General features: G+C 69.6%; 22 protein-coding genes and 1 tRNA gene. 13 read left to right on the forward strand and 10 right to left on the reverse strand.

Annotated features, from left to right (window positions below):
* The first annotated feature begins 67 nt into the window (after positions 1-67).
* Positions 68-715: a GntR family transcriptional regulator gene (locus Q7L65_RS25885; RefSeq protein ID WP_304726092.1), complete on the forward strand. Its 648-nt coding sequence runs from the start codon at positions 68-70 to the stop codon at positions 713-715.
* 43 nt (positions 716-758) lie between these two features.
* Here Q7L65_RS25885 and Q7L65_RS25890 read toward each other — a convergent pair whose 3' ends face one another.
* Positions 759-1595, reverse strand: coding sequence for an isocitrate lyase/phosphoenolpyruvate mutase family protein (locus Q7L65_RS25890; RefSeq protein ID WP_304726094.1), 837 nt, complete (start codon positions 1593-1595; stop codon positions 759-761).
* 87 nt (positions 1596-1682) lie between these two features.
* Between Q7L65_RS25890 and Q7L65_RS25895 the strand changes: the two genes are divergently transcribed.
* Both Q7L65_RS25895 and Q7L65_RS25900 read left to right on the forward strand, forming a co-directional pair.
* A complete protein-coding gene (locus Q7L65_RS25895; protein WP_304726096.1) occupies positions 1683-3077 on the forward strand; it encodes a glycosyltransferase family A protein in 1395 nt (464 codons plus the stop codon).
* 51 nt (positions 3078-3128) lie between these two features.
* Complete coding sequence (locus Q7L65_RS25900; RefSeq protein ID WP_304726097.1) at positions 3129-4394, forward strand: Glu/Leu/Phe/Val dehydrogenase; 1266 nt, start codon at positions 3129-3131, stop codon at positions 4392-4394.
* Between the two features lie 139 nt (positions 4395-4533).
* Here Q7L65_RS25900 and Q7L65_RS25905 read toward each other — a convergent pair whose 3' ends face one another.
* Positions 4534-5292: a hypothetical protein gene (locus tag Q7L65_RS25905; protein WP_304726099.1), complete on the reverse strand. Its 759-nt coding sequence runs from the start codon at positions 5290-5292 to the stop codon at positions 4534-4536.
* A gap of 187 nt (positions 5293-5479) precedes the next feature.
* Here Q7L65_RS25905 and Q7L65_RS25910 point away from each other — a divergent pair.
* The 10 genes from Q7L65_RS25910 to Q7L65_RS25955 all read left to right on the forward strand — a co-directional run bounded on the left by Q7L65_RS25910 (position 5480) and on the right by Q7L65_RS25955 (position 11680).
* Positions 5480-5552: transfer RNA gene (locus Q7L65_RS25910), tRNA-Ala, on the forward strand.
* Between the two features lie 361 nt (positions 5553-5913).
* Positions 5914-6210 (forward strand): hypothetical protein, encoded by a 297-nt coding sequence (locus Q7L65_RS25915; RefSeq protein WP_304726101.1) that lies wholly within the window; start codon positions 5914-5916, stop codon positions 6208-6210.
* A gap of 12 nt (positions 6211-6222) precedes the next feature.
* Positions 6223-6375, forward strand: coding sequence for a hypothetical protein (locus tag Q7L65_RS25920; RefSeq protein ID WP_304726103.1), 153 nt, complete (start codon positions 6223-6225; stop codon positions 6373-6375).
* A 5-nt stretch (positions 6376-6380) separates the two neighbouring features.
* Positions 6381-7565, forward strand: coding sequence for a winged helix-turn-helix domain-containing protein (locus tag Q7L65_RS25925; RefSeq protein ID WP_304726105.1), 1185 nt, complete (start codon positions 6381-6383; stop codon positions 7563-7565).
* A 3-nt stretch (positions 7566-7568) separates the two neighbouring features.
* Complete coding sequence (locus Q7L65_RS25930; RefSeq protein ID WP_304726107.1) at positions 7569-7976, forward strand: hypothetical protein; 408 nt, start codon at positions 7569-7571, stop codon at positions 7974-7976.
* Positions 7977-7981: 5 nt separating this feature from the next.
* Positions 7982-8272: a helix-turn-helix domain-containing protein gene (locus Q7L65_RS25935; protein WP_304726109.1), complete on the forward strand. Its 291-nt coding sequence runs from the start codon at positions 7982-7984 to the stop codon at positions 8270-8272.
* A gap of 46 nt (positions 8273-8318) precedes the next feature.
* Entirely contained in the window at positions 8319-8747 is a 429-nt protein-coding gene (locus Q7L65_RS25940) for a hypothetical protein (RefSeq protein WP_304726110.1), read from the forward strand.
* Positions 8744-9004, forward strand: a complete 261-nt coding sequence (locus Q7L65_RS25945; protein WP_304726114.1) for a hypothetical protein — start codon at positions 8744-8746, stop codon at positions 9002-9004. Before Q7L65_RS25940 ends, Q7L65_RS25945 begins: the two co-directional genes overlap by 4 nt.
* A 542-nt stretch (positions 9005-9546) precedes the next feature.
* Positions 9547-9690: a hypothetical protein gene (locus Q7L65_RS25950; RefSeq protein WP_304726117.1), complete on the forward strand. Its 144-nt coding sequence runs from the start codon at positions 9547-9549 to the stop codon at positions 9688-9690.
* A 16-nt stretch (positions 9691-9706) separates the two neighbouring features.
* Entirely contained in the window at positions 9707-11680 is a 1974-nt protein-coding gene (locus Q7L65_RS25955) for a hypothetical protein (protein WP_304726120.1), read from the forward strand.
* Between the two features lie 166 nt (positions 11681-11846).
* On the opposite strand, the gene Q7L65_RS25960 is transcribed toward Q7L65_RS25955, so the two are convergent.
* The 8 genes from Q7L65_RS25960 to Q7L65_RS25995 all read right to left on the reverse strand — a co-directional run bounded on the left by Q7L65_RS25960 (position 11847) and on the right by Q7L65_RS25995 (position 20432).
* On the reverse strand, positions 11847-12938 hold the full coding sequence (locus tag Q7L65_RS25960; RefSeq protein WP_304726122.1) for a DUF4365 domain-containing protein: 1092 nt from the start codon (positions 12936-12938) through the stop codon (positions 11847-11849).
* A gap of 313 nt (positions 12939-13251) precedes the next feature.
* Positions 13252-13407, reverse strand: coding sequence for a hypothetical protein (locus tag Q7L65_RS25965; RefSeq protein WP_304726123.1), 156 nt, complete (start codon positions 13405-13407; stop codon positions 13252-13254).
* Between the two features lie 104 nt (positions 13408-13511).
* Positions 13512-13892 (reverse strand): helix-turn-helix domain-containing protein, encoded by a 381-nt coding sequence (locus tag Q7L65_RS25970; protein WP_304726125.1) that lies wholly within the window; start codon positions 13890-13892, stop codon positions 13512-13514.
* 66 nt (positions 13893-13958) lie between these two features.
* On the reverse strand, positions 13959-15266 hold the full coding sequence (locus Q7L65_RS25975; RefSeq protein WP_304726128.1) for a tyrosine-type recombinase/integrase: 1308 nt from the start codon (positions 15264-15266) through the stop codon (positions 13959-13961).
* A gap of 285 nt (positions 15267-15551) precedes the next feature.
* On the reverse strand, positions 15552-15875 hold the full coding sequence (locus Q7L65_RS25980; RefSeq protein WP_304726131.1) for a hypothetical protein: 324 nt from the start codon (positions 15873-15875) through the stop codon (positions 15552-15554).
* The gene (locus tag Q7L65_RS25985) at positions 15872-16822 is read right to left on the reverse strand and encodes a site-specific DNA-methyltransferase (RefSeq protein WP_304726133.1); all 951 of its coding nucleotides are present in this window, start codon (positions 16820-16822) and stop codon (positions 15872-15874) included. Before Q7L65_RS25985 ends, Q7L65_RS25980 begins: the two co-directional genes overlap by 4 nt.
* A 98-nt stretch (positions 16823-16920) precedes the next feature.
* Positions 16921-17838, reverse strand: a complete 918-nt coding sequence (locus Q7L65_RS25990; protein WP_304726135.1) for a replication-relaxation family protein — start codon at positions 17836-17838, stop codon at positions 16921-16923.
* Complete coding sequence (locus tag Q7L65_RS25995) at positions 17835-20432, reverse strand: hypothetical protein (protein ID WP_304726136.1); 2598 nt, start codon at positions 20430-20432, stop codon at positions 17835-17837. The genes Q7L65_RS25990 and Q7L65_RS25995 overlap by 4 nt, the downstream gene beginning before the upstream one ends.
* Positions 20433-20448: the final 16 nt, after the last annotated feature.

Genomic DNA, 20448 nt, shown 5'->3' on the forward strand with positions numbered 1-20448 from the left:
TCTCTGCCGAGGCGCGACACTACTGGTCTGCTGTCACAGCAGTCAACTGGGTACCCTCAGAGGGGTCGTGAGCCCCTTCCCCCCGATCTCGCTCGACCGCGACGCCGAGGTCCCGCTCGGAACCCAGCTCGCCTGGGCCCTGCGCGCCCGCGTGGCCGGCGGCCAGCTCGCGCCGGGCGAGCGGCTGCCCGGCGCGAGAGAGCTGGCCGCGCAGATCGGCGTCAACGTCAACACCGTGCGCGCGGTCTACGCGCGGCTGGAGGACGAGGGCCTGCTGCTGATAGCGCACGGCAGAGGGACGTTCGTGGCGGAGGCGGGCGGTCTGACGCCTGGCGTCGCAGAGATGGCCGCCGCCGTCACCGACGAGGCTCGCCGCCGCGGGATCGATCCGCGGGCCGTGGCGGCAGCGCTGTACGTGCACGACACCGACGCGAACGACACACGCGCCCGCGAAGCCCTGCGCAGCGAGATCTCCGAATTGGAGCGCAGACTTGCGGCCCTGCCGCCGGCACCGTTGGCAGCTGCGACTCCCGATCCGAGCGGCGCCGGGCGACTGCTGTCAGCGCAGGAGCTGCGTCAAGAACGCGATGCGCTGATCGAGGAACTGCGCGAGCGCAGCGCCCGTCTGGAGGAACCAGAGGCTCCGCGTGCTGCCGAGCGCACCAGCGTCACCCGCGCGCACGGCGCGAAGCTGCGCTGGCTGCCGAGCAGCTGAAGCGGCGACCACCCCGCTTGCCGCGCGGGCGCCGCGTGGCACGTCAGCGAAACAGCTCGTTCGCCTCGCGATAGGTGAGCGTGCCGGCGACCATCAGCTCGGAGGTGCCGGTCTCCAGCACCTCGAGCGCGATCCGGCCGGCGAGGTCCAGCGCCGCGCGCGCCGCGCCGGAGCCGATGCTGAGGCGGCGCACGCCGAGCTGCTGCAGCTCGTCGAGCGACGGGGTGTCGGGGGTCGCGAGCACGTTGACCGGGACGCCGACCGCGCGCACGAGCCGCGCCAGCTCGTCCGGATCGGCCAAGCCCGGCACGAAGATCCCGTCGGCGCCGGCCGCGACGTACTCGCGCGCCCGCTCGATCGTCAGCTCCAGCCGCTCGGCGCGCTCGCCGATCCCGAGCCAGAAGACGTCGGTGCGCGCGTTGACGAAGAGCCGCACGCCGGCGTCGTCGCCCGCGCCGCGGGCGGCCTGCAGCCGCTGCGCCTGCTCGGCGGTCGGGCGCAGCGCGGCGCCGCCCTGCGCCGCAGCGTCCTCGAGGTTGATCCCGACCGCGCCGGCAGCGATCACGAGCGCGACGGTGTCCGCGACCTCGGCCGCCGTCGCGCCGTAGCCGGTCTCGACGTCGGCGGTCAGCGGAAGCTCGACCGCGGCGGCGATCCGGCCCGTCGCCTCGGCCAGCTGCTCGCGCGTGAGCCGCTCGCCGTCGGCGCGGCCGAGCGCGTAGGCGATGCCGGCGCTGGTGGTGCCGATCGCGGTGCAGCCGGCCTGCTGGAAGACGCGCGCGCTGCCGGCGTCCCACGCGTTCAGCAGCGCCAGCACGCCAGCCTCGTGATGCAGCGCGTGGAAGCGCTCGGCCAGCGCTGCCTGCGATGGACGCTCCATCTGCAAGAGCGTAGCGGCGCGTCCGCGAACGGGCCCGTTCCCCGGGAACTGCTCAAGTCCGCACCGGCCGCGACGATCATCGCGAGCATGCGCCCCCCGCACGTCAGCGTTCTCGTCACCGCCCATGACGACGCCAATCGCATCGGCGTGACGCTCGACGACGTGTTCGCGCAGGACTATCCCGCCGACTTCACCGAGCTGATCGTCGTCGACGACGGCTCGCGCGACGCGACGCCCGAGCTGCTCGAGGCCTACAGCGAGCATTTCCTCGGCCGCATCCGCGTGCTGCGCCAGCCGCACGCCGGGCCGACCGCCGCGCTGGACCGCGCGCTGCGCGAGGCGCGCGGAGAGCTGTTCGCCCTGCTCGTCGCGGGCGACCGCTGGCCGCGCGGGCGGCTGACCGCGCAGGCGGCGCTGATGCGGCGGCGCCCCGAGGTCGGCCTCGTCTACTCCGAGCTGCTGCCGCGCGGCGGCGAGCCGACGAGCACGCCGTCGCTGTGGCCGGCCGAGCTGGAGATGGATCCCCCGCGCGGGCGACCCGTCGGGCAGCTGCTGCGGGAGGAGTGCATCGCGGCGTCGTCGATCATGGTTCGCTCGGCGCTGCGCGACCAGCTGACGCCGATCCCGCCCCAGATACCCCGGGCCGGCTGGTGGCTGACCGTGCGCGCCGCGACGGTCGCCGACGTCGAGTGGCTGCCCGAGGTGCCGGGCATATTGGAGTCGCTTGCGCGCCCGCCGTCGGACCGCGCGACGCGGCTGCGCGAGACGCTCGCGTTCCAGCGCTGGTTCCTGCGCCACACGACGTCCGAGTCCTCGTTCCTGAGCGAGCTGGGTGAGATATGGCAGGCGTTCGGCGAGACCGCGCGACGGCTGCTGGCCGCCACCGACGACCCGTTCTCCGAGTTGGTCGGCGTGACCGACGCGGAGCGCGCCGACGCGCGCCGGATCTTCGGCGACGCACGCGCCGCGATGGCGCGCGGCGACGCGCGGGCGGGGATGGCGCTGGCCGCGCGCGCCGCCGCGACCGACCCGTGGTGCGAGCCGGCGCGCACGCTGCTGAACGACGCGCTGACGGCGCGGCCGCGGCGCTCGCCGTCGGATCCGCTGCTCGGCGCACGGCACTTCGTCACGCTCGCGTTCGCCGACGAGCTGACGCGCGCGCCCGCGCTGCTGGAGGCGTACGCGCGCCACTTCGACGGGCATGCCGACGCGACGCTGGCGATCGACGCGAGCGCGCTGACGCCGTCCGACGCGGAGCGGGAGCTGGGCGCGCTGATCAAGCAGCTCGGCCTCGATCGACCCAACAGCGCGCACCTGATAGCGGTGCTGGGCCCGATCGACGCGGCCGTGCGCGAGCGGCTGCCGTCCAGCGTCGACGCGCTGCTGACGACGGTTGCGCGAGCCGTTCCCGCCGCGCCGGCGTATGACGCCGGGAGCGTGAGCGCACTGCGGACGTACGCGGCGCGGGCGTCGGCGGCATAGGCGACACGAACCGCATGGCGGTCCCCGGCAACGGATAGCGTGCCGGACACGATGCAGACCACCGCGCAGGCGGAGCTCTCGAGCTTCGAGCTCGTCCGCCACTACTTCCACCTCGCCGCCGACGAGCTGGCGTTGCAAGACGATCTCCGCGACGTGCTGCTGCGGCCGTACCGCGAGGTGCAGGTGGCGATCCCGATGCGGCTGCGCGACGGCCGCATCCGCACGTTCTCGGGCTACCGCGTGCAGCACAACGGCGCGCGCGGGCCGTTCAAGGGCGGCGTGCGCTTTCACCCGGAGGTCGACCTCGACGAGTTCCGCGCGCTGGCGGGGCTGATGACGTGGAAGACGGCGATCGCCGGGATCCCGTTCGGCGGGGCCAAGGGCGGCATCGACTGCGATCCGAGGCTGCTCGACGCGGCCGAGCTGGAGAAGCTGACGCGCGCGTACATGCAGCGGATCGACAAGGTGCTCGGCCCGACCCGCGACATCCCGGCGCCGGACGTGAACACCAACGCGCAGGTGATGGCGTGGATGATGGACGAGTACGGCAAGGGCCACGGCTATACGCCGGCGATCGTGACCGGCAAGCCGATCGCGCTGGAGGGTTCGTACGGCCGTGAGGCCGCGACCGCGCGCGGCCTCGTCTACCTGTTTCGCGAGGCGGCGCCGACGGTCAACCTGGTGCCGTCGGAGGCGACGGTCGCGATCCAGGGGTTCGGCAACGTCGGCTCGTGGGTCGGGCGGCTGATGCAGCAGCTGGGCGCGAGGGTGATCGCGGTGTCCGACGCGACCGGCTCGATCCGCGCCGAGCGCGGACTCGACACCGGAGCGCTGGCCGCGTACGTGCGCGGCGGCGGCCGCCTGGCGGAGTACGAGGCCGACGGCGTCGAGGCGATCGGCGGCGAGGAGTTCCTGGCGACGCCGTGCGACGTGTTCGTGCCGGCGGCGCTCGGCGGGATGATCCACGCGAGCAACGTTCATCTGTTGGATTGCAGACTGCTGCTGGAGGGCGCGAACGGCCCGACGACCCCGCAGGCCGACCTGGCGTTGCAGGAGCGCGGCGTGTTCATCGTCCCCGACGTGATGGCGAACGCCGGCGGCGTCGTGGTGTCGTACTTCGAGTGGGTGCAGAACCTGCAGCACTTCCGCTGGGACGAGCGCGAGGTCAACGAGAGGCTCGGCACGATCATGCGGCGCGCGTACCGCGAGGTGTCGGAGCGCGCGGCGCGCAAACCGGGCACGTCACTGCGAGTGGCGGCGTTCTCGCTCGGGATCGAGCGGGTCGTGGAAGCGGCGCGGCTGCGGGGGAACTTCTAGTGTCGTGAGGCAGGGGGCGCCCCGGCCGGAGCGCCCCCTCCTCGCGTCCTTGCCCTCCGCGGTGGGAGTCCAAGCCCACCAGGCAACCGGTGTATCGGCAGACCGGTTGCGGGACTTTAGTCCTGCTGCGCGGCGGCGTTCAGTCGTCGAAGTCGAAGTCGCGCGGCGGTCTCTGCTCGAACCAGAGACGGTCGTGCTCGGGCGTCTCCTGGAGGAAGTCCGGCGTCTCCTCGAGGACGTCTTCGTCCTTCGGCTCCTCAGCCGCCGGCTCGGGCGCGAACGGCTCGTCCTCGTCCTCGATCCGCCACTCGGTCGTCGGCTGGTGGACGATGTCGCTGTGCCGCGGATCGACCGGCTCGTCATGCACCGGGTCCCCGTGCGGCGGCGTCGACGATTCCGACGGTGGCTGCACATGCGTGGAAGGCTCGGTGCGCGGCGGCGGATCGACGTGCGGCGGCGGCTCGTCGGCGTAGGGGGCGGGGACCGCCGACTGCTCGTGAGCGTGCGGCTCGTGAGCGGTGGGCTCGTCGGCGTAGCGCGGCTCGTCCTCGGGGCGCGGCTCGTCGGCCGCGGAGCCAGCGCCCGTCGCCGGGGCCTGGCGCTCGTCCGGAGGCAGGATCCGTGTCTCCTCCTCGGGCGCGAACTCATGCGCGGCGGAACCATGCCCAACCGCATGCTCCCCGGTCGGCGCGACGTCGTGCTCCGGGTACGCGCCGCCTTCGTCGCGCGCGGACACGTGCGGCTCTTCCTGCACGGTTTCTTGCACCGAATCGGCTTCCGGCTCGCGCCGCACCGGGCCAAGCGCGTCCTGCTCGGCGCGGGCGACCTCAGCCGGGTCGGCACCGCGCCGGCGCTTCAGCTCCAGATGCTCGCGGATCGCGTCGTCCAGCAGACCCATGAGAGCCCATCCTACCCACCGAGCGGTCGGAGGTGGCCGGTGCAGGCGCACGCCTACTCTGCAGGCGCTTCTCCGCAGACCCCGACCGCCCAGGTCCGCCACCCAACCCCCACACGCCACCCCTCCCGCCTTCCGGCTACACTACGCAGACCCGCGAGCCTGCACCCCAGCAAGGCGCGCATTTCATGGGGCTATAGCTCAGCTGGGAGAGCGCCTGGATCGCACCCAGGAGGTCGCCGGTTCGAGCCCGGCTAGCTCCATACCAACGAAACCCCTGCTAGCGCGGGGGTTTCGTCGTTTCAGGGATCGCCGGAAAACGGCCCGAATCGACGCCACTTTCTGCCACTAGTGGCAGAAATTTGTCAGATCGCTGCCGATGCGGCTGGATTCGGCCCGATTCGTGGTGGCTAGCACCGTGGACGCGAGTTATGGTGCCCGCCCCTGCAAATAGGTGGCCCCGGCGATGACTGCAATCACCCCGGGGCCGTGGCACCGAAGGTTCAAGGACCCTCCGGTAGCAGATCGATTGTCGCGCACCTCGGTGAGGCGCGCGCACGTTCGCCTGCCCGCTGGTCTCGCGCCTGACGTGCCGTCGAAGCCTTTCAAGGAGGCGACGCACACATGCCGCATCAGATCACCCGCGCCGAGCGCCACGACCTGCGCCGCAACGTGCTCATCGCACTGTCCGGCATCTGCGAGGACAGCGCGCTCGCGATTCAGAACGACAGCTGGGAACTCGCCCGCGAGCTTCGCCCGAAGTACGACTCGCTGATGGACGCGTTGGACCGACTCGGTTGGGGGGAGGGCACCGATCCGCTCGCCAAGACGTTCGAGGCGCCGGACCGTGACGTGCTCCTGCTCCTCGCAGGCACGTCGGTCACGGCGGCCGCACTGCTCGCGTTCACGCCAGAGGCATAGGAGGCGTTGGCGATGACACATGCGACGAAGCCAGCCGAGAGCGATCGGCTCATCGACGACGCGCACGGCGGAGAAGCAGCCGAGGCGCGGCGGACCACACCGTCGGTGCGCGAGACGCTCGACATGCTCCTGCGGACGATCTCGACAACTCCCCCGTGGGTGTGATCGTAATGGAGATCGCCATCGATCGCCTCAGACGTGACGCGCTGCACGCCGAGGCCGTGCTGAGCTTCGGCGAGATCGCGACCGCGTTCGAGTCAGACGACTACGAGCTCGCTCAGGCGCTGCGACCGCGGCTCGAGGCCGTCAGCCGCCTCCTGGACGACATCGGATGGGACGCCGAGGACGAAGGGGATCGGTTCGTCCTCACCATGCCCGACGCGCAGCTGGCGCTCGCGCTCGGGTATCTCGGCGGACGCGCGCTGGCACGCCTCAGAGCGTGGTCGGACGACGCACCGATCGGGCCACTCGCCGCTATCGACGGATTCACCGAGGACGCCGAGGCATGCTCGCACGTGCTGGCGATCGTCACCGACGCGGCGGCACGGCTCCCGGGGTTCCTCAACGTGCTCGGGATCGGCCTCAGCAGTGTCGGCGTCCTCGACACGCCCGGCTTCGACGTCATTGTTCTCGACACCGAGGACGCCCGGAGACCAGCGTTCCTGGCGGCGCCCTGGCAGATCAACCGCGAGCAGCGTGATCGCCTGCGGATGCAAACGTTCATCGACCTCGGCCCGCTCACTGAGAGCCTGTCCGCTGCGATCCGTTCCGGCGACTTCGCTCACGCGCGCGAGACCCGTACGCGGCTGGAGACGGACTGGCTGCTGCTGGACCAGATCGGCTGGGCTGCGATCGACCCGCGCGATACGTACTCGCTCTCGCTGCCACCGCTGGCACGCGACCGCGCGCAGGAGCGCCTGCGCTGGGCCGAGGCGCAAGGGACAGTCCCGTCACTGCTGCACGTCGGCCCGCTCATGATCGACGCACGCAAACGCGCCGTGACGCTCGACGACCGGCCGGTCGAGTTGACCCCGACCGAGTTCAACCTGCTGCGCATCCTGGCGTCTGACCCGCACCGCGTGTTCCACCGCTCCGAACTGCTGAACACCGTCTGGGGCTACCGAGACGCGACGTCGACCCGCACCCTCGATACCCACGCCATCCGTCTGCGTCAGAAGCTCGGCGGAGACGGCGGCACCTGGATCGTCAACGAACGCGCCATCGGCTACAAGCTGCTCGCCGATACGCCCAGCGACGCACGACCTGTCGGCGTCGGCGGTGAGCCGTTGAGCGCGACGCCGCCCTCCGACGCACCGAACAGGTGTCTCGGTGCCGACGGACGAGGGAAGGTGTGACCGATGGCGCTCACGCTCACCTACGACCAGCGGACCGCGCTCTGCGTGGAGCTGGAGCGAGATCTCCAAGCCGACATGCCCGAGATCGAAATCGCGTTCACGCAGCGTCGCTACACAGACGCCGAGCAGTTGCGACACGACTACGAAGCGGTCTTCGCACTGATGGACGATCTCCACGGCTGGAGGCCCGGCACCACCAACGCGCAGTTCCCCCTCAACATGCCCGCCGCCCAGATCATCCGTGTGCTGCGGCGAATCATCCGCCACGCGAGCAGACGACTGCTCAAGCTCGCACGCTCCAGCACCCACCCCCGCCACGACCCCAACGGCGAGATGGAGCACTGCGACGAGGTCATCGCACTGTGCTGCAACCTGCTTGCCCAACTCGCCGCCGCACCGAGAGGAGCGTGACGGCGATGGCCAAGCGAAAGAGAAGCAAGTCGCGAGTGCAGGGGCAGGAGCACATCGTGTTCGGCGCGGCCGTACGCGAGACCCGCGCGCGCCGCGGAATGTCGCAGGAGCAACTCGGCCTCTACAGCGGGCTGCATCGCAACTACGTCGGCGCGATCGAGCGCGGCGAGATCAACCCGACCTTCCGCATCCTGCGAAAGGTCGCCACCGGCCTCAACGTCCCCCTCTCCGAACTGATCGCCCTCTTCGAGACCCGACTCGCCGACTTCTGGAACGCGATCGAGGACGTGTCATGACGACCGCGTTCGATGAAGCGACGACACGGCGAAGGGGTGAGAGCTGATGCGCGCGATGCTTGCGATATCGCCCAGTCACCTCCCGGCGATCTTCGACGCGCTCCTGACGCTCTTCAGCGTCAAGGCCGACGCCCTGCACCGCGCAGCCGTCAGCGAGCCCGAAGACGAGCGCCTGGAGGCCGTGCGCGAGTCCCGCTCCGACCTCCTCGACATCGACGAACTGTTGGAGCAGCTCGACTTCTCCGCTATGCCCCGCGCCATCGAGATCTCCGGCGAGCGCGAGGTACTTGCCCTCGCCGTTCACCAAGCGATCCGAGACGCCGCCGAACACCTCAGCGACAGCAGCACCGCATACCCACACGCCAAAGCCGACATCGACCAGCTCCGCACCGCGACCGACGACATTCGCGACCTTCTCCCACTGCTGCACCACATCGAGATCGAGGCGACCGCCGCCGGGGGTGCGAGACCATGATGCGCGCCACGACGGTCCGGTTCGGCGGCGGAGGCTGGACCTGGCTGAAGGCACGCGCTGAGCGCGACGGCATCTCCAAAGCGCAGTACATCCGCGAGGCGACGCTGATGCGGCTCGCCGCCGACGAAGCGGCGGAACGGCTTGCACGCGAATACTTCGAGTCGCTCGTGCGCGAACGCTACGCCCACGCCTTCGCGACGATCCACCGTCGCCTGCGCCGCCTCGAACTGCTCGCCGCAGGCACAGGAGGCGACTGATGAGCCCGTTCATCACCGCCACCATCCCCGGCGAGTACGTGCCGGCGTTCGTCGCCGGTCGACAAGTTGCGGAGCGTCCGCCCGCGCCCTACACTTCGCCTCGACATCGTTCATGCTGATGTCGTCATACGCCCACAGGTTTGGACTCTTCGGGCTCCTACCTGTAAGCCAGACCTAGAATCGATCTAGGCCGCGCTGAAGGAGTGCTGACGTCAGCAGCTTGGCCGCTTGTTCAAGCCGGTCCTTAGGACGGCAGAGCAGAGCGGGGCGCGTGTACATCCGGTTCGCTCCCGGTGTCGACAGAGGGCCTTGAGACAAGGTCCGAAATCGATCGGAGCGACGGAGGCATTGGCATGAGCGATGACCCAGACAGCACACTGCACCTTCCCTGTCGAACCGAGCGCGAGCGAGGGTGGTGCGACTGATCGGCTGCTCGAATGTGCCGCTTACAGCGAAGACGCGAGCCGGCGTCTACTTTTTCTGTCCGCGAGGAGGCGACTCGCAGACTGATCCGCGCGCAAAGCCTCGATTTTCGGAGCTGGGTGCTCTACCGCGTTTTCTGGCGGCTCATGGGGTGCATCGTCGGCGGCGCTCTGACGATCCGGGCGACGATCGACATCGCGAACGGATCGGTTCCCGGCCTCCGTCAGCTCGAAGCCATCATCACTCTCATCGAGAAGCTCTGACCTCCCGAGATGCGACATGACGACTGACTTTTCCCCATCTGCCGACCCCACCTCCACCTCCACGGACGAAACTGAACCGGGCACGCCGCTGGTCGAGCTCAACGCTCCGCCCACCCCGGCCGCCCTGACCCGCCTCGCCGACCGGCTTCGTGAGCTGAGCGTGAGCGAGGCGGCCGCAGCGGCCATCGCGCGCGCCGTTAGCGATCCCGCTGCGATCCGGCGACGACTCGGCTCAACCCCTTCGGGATCCTCGCCTGGAATCATCACGCTTCGCGTTCCAGGCGGTCGTCTGCTGGCATTCAATGCCGAGGTCAACGCGCTCGCGGTAGCGGCGTGGCCGGTCAATCCTCGCCAGGCAAGCCGTCTTCGCTATCCGGTCGAGACGGCACCGGGAACTTCTGAGGCGACCAAGTACCGCCCTCTTACTGAGATCGTCAGCAGCCCACTCAATGACGAGCTGTTCTTGAGAGTCGAGGACCATCAGCACGCGATCTGGGCCTACGACCGCCTGATCGAGTATCTGAAGGACCTCAACGACCTCGCCCCACGCATTGCGAGAGAGGGCGTCATCTCTCCGGTCATCCTCGCGCCTGCGACGATAAGCGCAGGCGCTAAGGACGAAGTCACGGTCCTGATGGCCGTCGATGGCAGCAGCCGCGTGACCGCGGCGCAGCGACTCCTCGGCGTTACGGGTCGAGACATCCTCTACCGGTTCCCACATGACCGTCGCGCATTGAACGATGCGACGGCTCGCGTTCGTCAGATCTACGGACGTAGCGAAGCAGAGGTCTCTGAGGACGAGGTTGCTCAGGCTCGTGTCCTCAACATTCCGGCCTTCGTCGTGGTTGCCTTCGAGGCTGACGAGCACTCCGACGTCGATTTTGCCTCAGCGGTCCGGTCGTACATAGGCCTGACACACGTCGATCCGCCAAAGCCATGGGACGACGCCGGAACGTACGACACCTACGGCGCCGCCGTTCTCGACGAACTGCGAGACGCCCGAAAGCTGACGGAGGCCCAACACGAATACCTCGCTGGCCTCATTCCAGTTCGCGATCTCGTCAGCCGGGGATTCAGTGGGCACCTGGACACTCGGGCCGCGCACCTCGTGCATTTGGCGACTCGCCCGACCCAGGGCGTCTACGACATCACTGGTCGAGCGATCCGCCGAGTCTCACGCAAGAGCCGTGCCCGACAGGAACTTCGGATGGGCGTGTTTTGCGAGCTGATCCTTCGATCGATGCGCGTGTCGACGCTCGGAGGCTCGTCTGTCTCAGGCGTCCGAGCAGCGCTCCAGAGGACCTACGTTCTCACGGAGCTGACCGAGCCGTGGGACGTCACGACAGAACCTCTCGAAGAACTGCTTGAAGCTGCCGTTGAGGAACTCCATCATGGAAAGCCCGGACGAGCCGCGCGCGAGCTTGCAGTGCGCGGGGCCTACTGGCTCATCGGCTACGGCGTGCTCGGCCGCGATGACCGAGGCAGCCAGCGCGGTGTCCGTGATACCCGCCGACCTTCAACGATTCTGAGCGTTCTCATGCGCTCCGAGCACGGCCTGCGCATCCTCCACCGCGCCGCCGTGGACGGACGCGCCAGCGAGATACCGCGCATGGTCGACGACACCGGCACGATTCTTAGAGATGCGAGCGGTGGTCAGCATGCTCGCATGAGCACCGACTGGTTGCGACGGGTCTTTCCGCCCGAAACGGAAGACGCATCGCCGGAACCGGTCACGGAAGACGAGACGCCAACAGCGGCGCTCGAGCGCGCGAGGCGCACTTTCGTCAAAGCGGTGGACGCGTGTAGCGTCGCGATGAAGCAACTCGCAGGGGTCGAGAGCACCAACAGCAGGCCGCTCATCGAAGAGGAAGGCATAGCGCCCGCTGAGGTCGAGGCACTTCGCATGAAGCTGCGTCACATAGAGGACCAACTCATCGTCTATCGCAGCATCCATCAGCAAACCTACCCGCCGGTCGAGGAGATCTCCTGACGCGACTTTGTGCTCCCGCGGAGCGAACACGGTTCCCAGTCTTCGAGCGAGCGATCCGCGATGAACAACCCAACATGGCGCGCCGCGCCTCGTCGGTTGCCGCAGCCGGCCCCTTGGCCGGCTACGAGCCGCTGTGACGCCGCGCTGCGGCAAGGGTGCCAGGTATTCAGCGGTAGTTGAGCATGCCCCACGAGACGCGATCGAGGAACTCGAAGTAGATGCTCGTGGCAGTGAGGAGATTGAAGGCGAGGCTGCCAAGGCCCTGCGGCACGTGGACCATCGACGGAAGGGCAACGCGCCACCCGCCGAAGAGCGCGGGCTGCGCCCCTTCGGAGGCGTTGAACATGACCAACGCCTTCTCTACGCCCTGACACTGAAGCTCGGTAACCAGCGCCTTGAGCAAGTCCGACGACCGCGGGGTAGCTATGACTTCGGAATGCACGACGACGAGAACGTCGCCGTGCGCGAAGAATGGCTGCGACTCAGTCCGGAAGTTGCTGTCCTCGTCGATGCCGAACTGAGTGAAAAGAGGACATGTCCACTCGTAGGTGCGATGAAGGCGACCAACCACCGCCCGCACGGAGCCCACGTCGCCGAAGAGCGCAGCGTCAATCTCGCTGGCCGGCACGAAGTCGTGTGCGTCGAGGAGTCGCGTGGCCATCTCATCGAAGTCGGCCGGTGGGAGCGGATTGAGTTCGCACCGCATCGGATCCAGCCGGTGACCGAGTGGCCGACCTCGAAATGGAGGGCCATCCAGGCGCATGCTCCGGTGTCGCGGCATCTGAGCGAGGGCAGCCTCAAGCGTCGCCGCGACCGGTACGTGAAGCGTGACGGTTCTCTGTTTCTTGCTGTCGAGTTCGTTCAGCCACCGAAGGCCGCCGCGCGGCTCGACCAAGTCGCGGATATCGGCAGCGAGGAACCGGTCCATCGCCTCGACGAATACCACCAAGTACACCGGCTCGGCATGCGCGAACCAGTACCGGATGTGATCCGTTCGCAAACCGGTGACCGAAACCTTTACAGCCGCACCGAGTTGCTCCACGCCAAGGCGCGAGTTGGTGATGCCCTTGAGCTGAAACCAGACGCGATTCTGGCTGAGGACGCCAGCGCCTGCGTTCGGGTCGTAGAGATGGAGCCCTAAGTCGAGCGCAGCCCGGTCGTTCTCGTAGCGAACGAACTGCCCGTGTTCGGAGAGAAGATCCTTCAGGTGGAGCGTGTAGCGCTGCTCGAAGCGATCTTCAGCTCCCACCGTAGGCATGCGCAAAGCATGACGCTCGCGCATCCCCGTGTGCAAGTGCGAGGTCCGAGAGGTCAATCGCGACGGGCGGGGCGCGAGCGTTTGCGGATGGACCTACGCTCGGGGCGCGGCGGGGCGGGCTCGATCACGTGGAGGGGAACCCCCCAGCCTCGCGTCGGGTCCATCCGGGTGGGCAGCATCTGCTGGAAGACGCGCTGGGCGAGCGGCGAGGCGTACTCATGCCAACGGTAGGCGTAGTGCCAGTGGCCGGCGAGCCAGAGCACCGCACCGAAGAGCAGGCGCAGGGGCTCGCGGTGTCTCCTCAATCGGACCTCTAGAGGACCACGAGGCCCATGACTACGTCGCCGGTGAAGGCCAGCCCGAAGACGGCGAGCACGAGCAGCAGCAGGCCGAAGACGCGCAGGAGCACTCCGCCCAGAAGCCATGCGCCGATGAATGCGAGGATGAGGATTCCGAGAATTGAGCCCATCGTTTCCGCCCTCCGATTTGAGCTGCCCTATTTCGGTCCACCCAGTAGGCGCACGGCCGGTCCGCGGGCGAGGTCGTGTGGCCCCGCCCGGTGGATCGGTCCGCTCACTTGGCCGCCGGGACGACGACCCATCCGTCGGAGGTCTTGCTGACTTCGCCAGCGGCCTCCAGCTGCTTGAGCGTGCGGTCTGCCGATCCGCGTCCGATTCCCGTCGCGTCGGAGATCGCTCTCGACGTTCTCGGCCCGTCGGCGATCATGGACAGGATCTTGTCGCGGTTCTGACCGCGCGGCGCGTGGGTGCCGCCGGTCGTGGCGGTGGCGCCCTGCTGACGCTCGATTGCTCTGATGACGGCGTTCAGCTCGTTCAGATCAGCGACCTTGTCCGCAATCTTCGCCTCGACCTCGGCACGCGCGTCCTGCACGTCGGTGTTGATCTCCTCACGGCGGGCCTTGAGCGTCGTGAGGGTGTCGTCGATGATCGGCATGGTGATGTCTCCTGTCCTGAGGTTGCGGGGACGCGGGGACGGCGGCCCCAGCCATTGGGTTGGTCGCTACGCCGCCAGTGCGTCAGGCGGCGCGTCTTGGTCGTCAAGCGGCTCGCAGTAGACGAGTGCTCTGAGGCGAGCGCGCTCCTGCGGGCTTCGATTCATCATGTGCGTGTAGACGCGCAGCGTGAATTTCGGGTCGGTATGGCCGAGCAGGTACATCACCGTCGCCGGATCCACCCCGCACGCGACGAGGATCGACGCGAACGTGTGGCGCAGCTTGTGGGGCGTGACGCCCTTCGGCAGCGGTCGCTGACCGCGTTCAATCAGCAGCGCGTCCGCAAGTTCGATCACGAGTGCGAGGATGCGGTTGCGGAGGTTGTCCTTGTCGCGCATCCCGCCGGTGTTGGTCGCGAAGACGAGGTCGTCGGGTTGGGTGTGTCTGCTGGCTGCCTTGTGTCTGGCGAGGGCCTGTTGCAGGATCGGCAGGTGGTCGATCTCGCGCATGCCGGCCTGTGTCTTTGAGCCGGTCTCGGTCCGTCTGAGGACGAGGTCGATGTCACGCCACCTCAGCTCGCACAACTCGGTGGCGCGCTCGCCTCCGAATATCAGCGTCGCGACGATCGCGTGGCGGTCTGTGGCTCGGTAGCGCGGGGTGCGGTCGAGAAACTCGGCCGCGTCCAGCATCGCCCGGATCGCGTCAGCCGTGTCGAGGTGGACCGGTCGTCTCGGTGGTTCGGTGAGACGGCGTCTTCTGCCCTCGGCGGGGTTTTCGCTGATGTGTCTGTACTCGCCGGCGAGCGCGAGGATCGCTTGCAGCTCGTCAATGGTCGTGTTGATCGTGGTTGCGGCGAGGGGTCGCAGGACATCACCGCGATGGTTTCGCAGCGGCTTGCCGCGCTTGATCGCCTCAGCGCGTTGTCTGGACTGCGCGACCTTGTGCCGGCGGTAGTCGTCGACCATCTCGGTGTCGATCTTGTCCAGCGGGGTGTGCGCGAAGAACGGCTCCAAGTGCAGCGTGAGCGCCCACTCGTCATGTTCGATCGTGCGCTTGCCGACCTCGCCGTCGCGGCCGGCGAGGCGACGACGCGCGAATGCGCTGAACGTCGGCACGGTGACGGGACCTGCGGCGATCTCCTGACGGCGCTTGTCCTGCTTACCCTTGTTGCGGTCGGGCGGAACCCATATCCCGCGGCGCACATCGGCCATGATGTTGTCGCGCTCTTCGATCGCTCTCTTGTCGTCCCATCCCTCTTGGCGGGTGCCGAGCGTCACGTACTGCCGCTCGTGGTACGCGGTGAAGCGCAGGACGAACACGGACTCGTCGAAGAACCGCTCGATCACGTTTCTGGCGACCGTGCGCTCTCTCACCATCGGTATGTCACCTCCTTTGAATTCGAGGCGACGAAAGCCGGCTGACGCTGAGCTGTCGTGTATGCCATTGACGTGATAACGACGATGGCCTTAGACTTCTCAGTGCCGAAGTCCCTGACCTTCGGCGCTCCGGCCGGGGACGTTGCAGCGTTCCCGGCCGGTCTTTGTGGTGTTCAACGACGATAGCTCTGCTCACCACGCAAGCCAAGCTAATTTCTTGAATCCGCGGTAATCGAACATGAGCCGCGAAGACGAGGTTTATGTGGTGCGAATGTGGAGCTGGGGTCATCGCTTTCGTCGGGTGTCGTCGGGGTCGCCCATCGCGCGTCGTACGCGGTCGGGGTCGAAGCGCAGGCGTGGGCGGCGGCCGGCGCCGAGGCGGATGGCGCCGAGTTGGTCGGCGTGTTGGTAGACCCAGCCGCGCTCGACGCCCCACCACGTTGACACCTGCGCGGCGGACAGCAGCCCGGCAGGGTTGGACGACGATGGGGACGCGGAGGGTGGTGTGGGTCGGTCGGCCAGCAGGTCGGCGACGCGGTCGGCGAGCTGCTCGATGGTTTCGTCGGCCAGCCGCACGACGGTGATCTCCTGCGGGCGGTCGGGGGTCATCGGCGGCACCGGTCGAAAGGGCCGGGGTCGGCCGCCTGTCTGTCCCAGTGCCGCAGGCGAGCGGTGGCGACGCGTGCGTAGGCGGGGTCGATCTCGATGCCGATGAACCGGCGGCCTTCCAGTACGGCTGCGCAGCCGGTGCTGCCGGACCCGGTGAACGGGTCGAGGACGAGCCCGCCGTCGGGGACGGTCAGGCGCACGAGCCAGCGCATCAGCGCCAGCGGCTTGACAGTCGGGTGCGGGTTGCGCGCCGCGCGCGTACGCGGCCGGCGCGGCGCATCGGGGAACAGGTCGAAGGCGCGCGCTGGGAGGTGGTCCAGGCCGGCGTCGCGCTCGGCGCGGGTGGCTTTGGTGGACCAGAAGATGCGGCTCGTGCGCTGGGCGGTCGATGCCGGGGAGAGCGTCGCGGCAGCGGCGCGGTCGATTAGCGCGGCGGCGCAGTCCGGCGTGCACGTGTCGGCCGTGCAGTTGGCGCTGTGGCCGAGCGCGACGTTGGGTGGGTAGCGGCCGTCGATGCGGGCGGCGTCGATGTTCAGCTCGCCGGTCCGGTAGCGGTCGAGGTTGGCGTCGACCGTGCCGGCGGTCGGGCGGCGGGTGAGCAGGATCGGTTCCCACGCTGGCTTGAGCGTGGTTGAGCGTCCGCCGGGCAGGCGGCGGGACTTCGGCACGCCGGTGCCGTACATCCAGCACAGCACGTCGCGGACGTCGAGGCCGGCGTCTTCCAGCCCGCACGCGAGGCGGTGGAAGGTGCGTGGCGCGCCGAAGACGACAGCGTGAGCGCCGGGTTTGAGCACGCGGCGCGCTTCGCTGGCCCAGGCTTGCGTCCATGCGGCGAACGCCTGCCCGGACGTGAGCCGGCGGCCGGTGCGGCGGGCGGCGGTCTCGCGGATCGTGGCGCCGTCCCAGCGGATGCCCTTGAAGTCGATCCCGTACGGCGGGTCGCTCACGAGGGCGTCGACGCTGTCATCGGGCAGCTCGCGCAGCCGTTGCAGCGCGTCGCCTGCCAGCAGCCGCCAACGGTCCGGGTCAGGGCTGTCGAGGTGGTCTACCGTCTGGCCCCCTTCGGCTTGCCGAGCCAGTCGACGCGGGCGGTCGGGTCTTCGGCGCGCAGCCAGATCGGCGCGAACGGCCCGTGGCGGCTCAGGTCTTCCAGGAGCGTGAGTTGCACGCGCAGCGTGCGGTCGCCGCGCAGGGCCGGGTCGGCAGCGCGCAGCGCGAGCAGCAGTTGCGCGCGCCGCTCAAGCTGCGGGCGGGGCTTGCCGGCGAAGACGAGCTGGACGGCGGGCAGCCCGGACGGGTACCAGGTGCGCCATGCCGGCTCAGGCGCGCCGCCGTGTCTGCCGCCTGGCGGCGGGGTGTAGTCGCGCAGGCGTTGGTAGCCGCGCAGCTTGCCCAGCAGCGCCTCGACGGGCATCGTGCCGCGGTCCAATTCGAGGAATCGCTGGTGCTGGGTGACAGCGTCGGCGTCGGCGGCGAGGTAGCTGATGAGGGCGTCGGCGATGACCTGCTCGGTGCTGCCGCGCCGGCCGGGCGCGGTGCCGATCGTGTGCGCGATCTCGTGGCGCCAGGACAGCGGCCCGAACTCGTCGCCGCGCTGGCGGGCGGCGTGCAGGTAGGCGATGCCGACCTCGTTGACGGCCAGCGTGTGCGCCTGCAACTGGCCGGCGGCCTGCGCCGGGGTGATCAGCTTGCGACGCGGCTCGGTGCGGCTGGTGACCTGCTCGACGGCGGCGGCGCCGGCTTCGGTCACAAACCACACGCCGACGGTGCGCGGTCCCCGCGCAACGTCGAGCAGCCCGGAGCCGGCCAGCTCGCCCAGCAGCCGCTGCGTCCAGCGCCGCGACGCGTCCGGCGTATGGATCGCGTGCACCTGCACCGTGCTCAGCAGCCGGTGCTGGTAGATCGACTCCAGCACTTCGACCGCGACCCACGGCAGCCGTCGTGTCCAGCCGGCGGCCGTCACCGGTCCGGCTCCTCGAACGCGGGCAGCGCCGGCAGCGCGCCAGGCGCCGCCCCGCCGCCGTCGGCCGCGCCGTCGGGATGGCCGTAGCGGCGGTGGCGCAGGTGGTCGGCGATACGGGCGTCGTGGTCGTCCAGCGCAGCGAGGACGGTGCCGACCGGGGCGCGGCCCGTCACGCGATCGATCGTCGCGTTCAGCTCGGGGACGCGGTCGGGGTGGTAGGCGTCGGCGTGCAGCTCGCGCGCCGTGACGCCGCGCACCAGGAACGGTGCGCGCACCCGGGCGCCGAGCGTCACCTGCGCCAGGTAGCTGTACTGCGGCAGCTTCGTGAGCGTCGCGGGCTCGGGCGTGCCGCCCCATTCGCGTGTCAGCAGGCCGGCGGCCTTCGCGTTGACGGCCATCGTGCCGAGGTGTGAGCGGTTGGTCGTGACCGCGTTCAACGTCGCGCTGGACAGCCGTTCGGGGTTCTGGTTGAACAGGAACGCGCGCCCGCCGTACTTCGCCGACTGCTCCAGCAGCGCGGGCAGGTTCGGCGAGTCGTAGGACTGCAACTCGTCCAGGAACAACCACCACGGCCGCCGTGTCGCTGCCGGCATTTGCGACCGGGCCTTGATGCTGTGCAGCACTTCGTAGACCAGGAACGCGGCGACGAGCCGGTCGCGGGTGCCGCCCGAGCCTGGGCAGGCGAGCACGATCTTGCCGTCGTCCATCGCGGCGCGCAGGTCCAGCGTCGAGACGGGCTGGCCCAGCAACGCCGCGACCGGTCGCGCGACGCGCAGCCGGTCGACGAGGTTGGTGACCGGCGTGATGGCCTCCGGCGTCAACCGTGGGAAACGATCCTCGAAGAACGCGCGCGTCGGCCGTGAGACGTGCGGCAGGATCGTCTGGCGCCATGCGTCGTCAGACAGCAACGTCGAGACCTGAAACAGGGTCGGCGCCAGGTCGGGCGGCAGCACGAGCGCCAGCTCGGTCAGCGCTTGTGCGGCCTGCGTGATCAGGTTCAGCGCGCGGGTGTTGCGCTCATCCCAACCCAACGCGGCGGCGAACGCGTCCGCGACCGCCTCCACGCGCTCGCTGGCTTCCCAGGATGGGCGGCCGTGGACGCCGAACAGGTTCCAGCCCGGCTGGCCGTGGCGGCCGGCGAGGTCGGACAGGTCGACCTCGATCACGCGCGCGGCGATCCCGGCGTCGGTCAGGAACGCTTTGGCGGCGTTGATCGCGTCGGCGTGCGGGTCCAGGAACAGGCCGCCGTGGCCGCTGCGCGCCAGGTGCACGAACTGCACCAGCCCTGTCTCGGTCTTGCCGTAGCGGCTGCGGCCGGACAGGTAGCTGAAGATCGTCTCCGCGACGCGGACGCCGACCAGCCGCTCGCCGCCCTGCGGGGTCGGCACGGCGCCGAGCGGGATCAGGTCGCGGCGATCGGTCGTGAAGGTCGGCAGTCCCGGCGGCGGCGGCGCGACCGTCCCGCCGGAGCGCTCGACGTTGGGGGCGCGGCAGTTGACCGTCGGCGGCTTCAACAGGCCCGCGACCTCGGCAACGGTGACGAGCTGGCGGCGCGCGGGGGCGAACCGCCCGGTGCGCATCCGCCGGTCGAACCGGCCGCGCACGAGCGGCAGGTCGGAGCCCAGGAACGCGACGCCGGGAATCCGCACGCCGACGACGCGCAGATGGTTCTCTCCAGCGAGCGCGTCGAAGCACGACAGCAGCGCGTGCAGGTGCCGCTGCTGGCGGCCGTCCATCTTCGACTCGCAGCGCAGCAGCAGTTGGATGGCCAGCAGCGGCTGCGGGGTGCCGAGCTTGCCGGCCAGCGCTCTGACCTCAGCGCGCCGGGCGACCAGGTCCGCCGGTTCGGGCTGACGCCGCCTACGGGCCGCGTCAGGGCCGCGCAGGATGTCAGCGACGGTCGGCTGGCTGCCGGCATGGCGGGCTTGGCGGATCAGCCGCCGTCGCAGCCGCCGACGGCGGCCAGGCGCGACCGGGCGCAGGTCGATCGCCACCGTCACCCGATCGCCCAGGTCAGCCCGAACGGACGCCATCACGGCCGCGACGGACTGCAGCGGGTCGGGGTCCAGGCTCACGTCCGCCAGCGACAGCGACGAGGGACGGGCCAGCACCAGCTCAGCCCGAGCGACATGCAGCCTGCCGTCCACGACAGCCGGCCGGTCCCCAGCGGTGACGTCGTCGAGCTGCTCGCGCAGCTGTACGTCGGGGTAGTGGCTGACGGCCGCGTGCAGGACCGGCAGGTCCCGAGCGGGCAGCTCCGCGCGATAGCGCATCACAGCATCCGCGTCATGGTCCAGCAGCAGCCGCACCGCGCTGGCCGGCGCGTCGAGCCAGTCGCGCAGCACCCGCCGGGTGCGCGCGAGCTGCGCAGCGAAGCTCTCCACCGACTGCGCGCTGGGATCGAACGTGTCCGCCGGCAGCAGCCCGACCCGGACACGGGTACGCAGCGTGCGCCGCACCGCACCAGCCCGCGCAGCGACGACCAGGCCGCCGGCGAGCCCGGCGCCAGCGAGCGCCAGGGGCGGGATCAGCTCGAGGAGCTGCACCGGCGTGAGCAGCGCGGCCAGCGGCAGGAGCACCAGCGCAGCGCTCACCGGAGATCACCCCTCT

The organism is Conexibacter sp. CPCC 206217 (assembly GCF_030646165.1).
Classification (GTDB): Bacteria; Actinomycetota; Thermoleophilia; order Solirubrobacterales; family Solirubrobacteraceae; genus Conexibacter.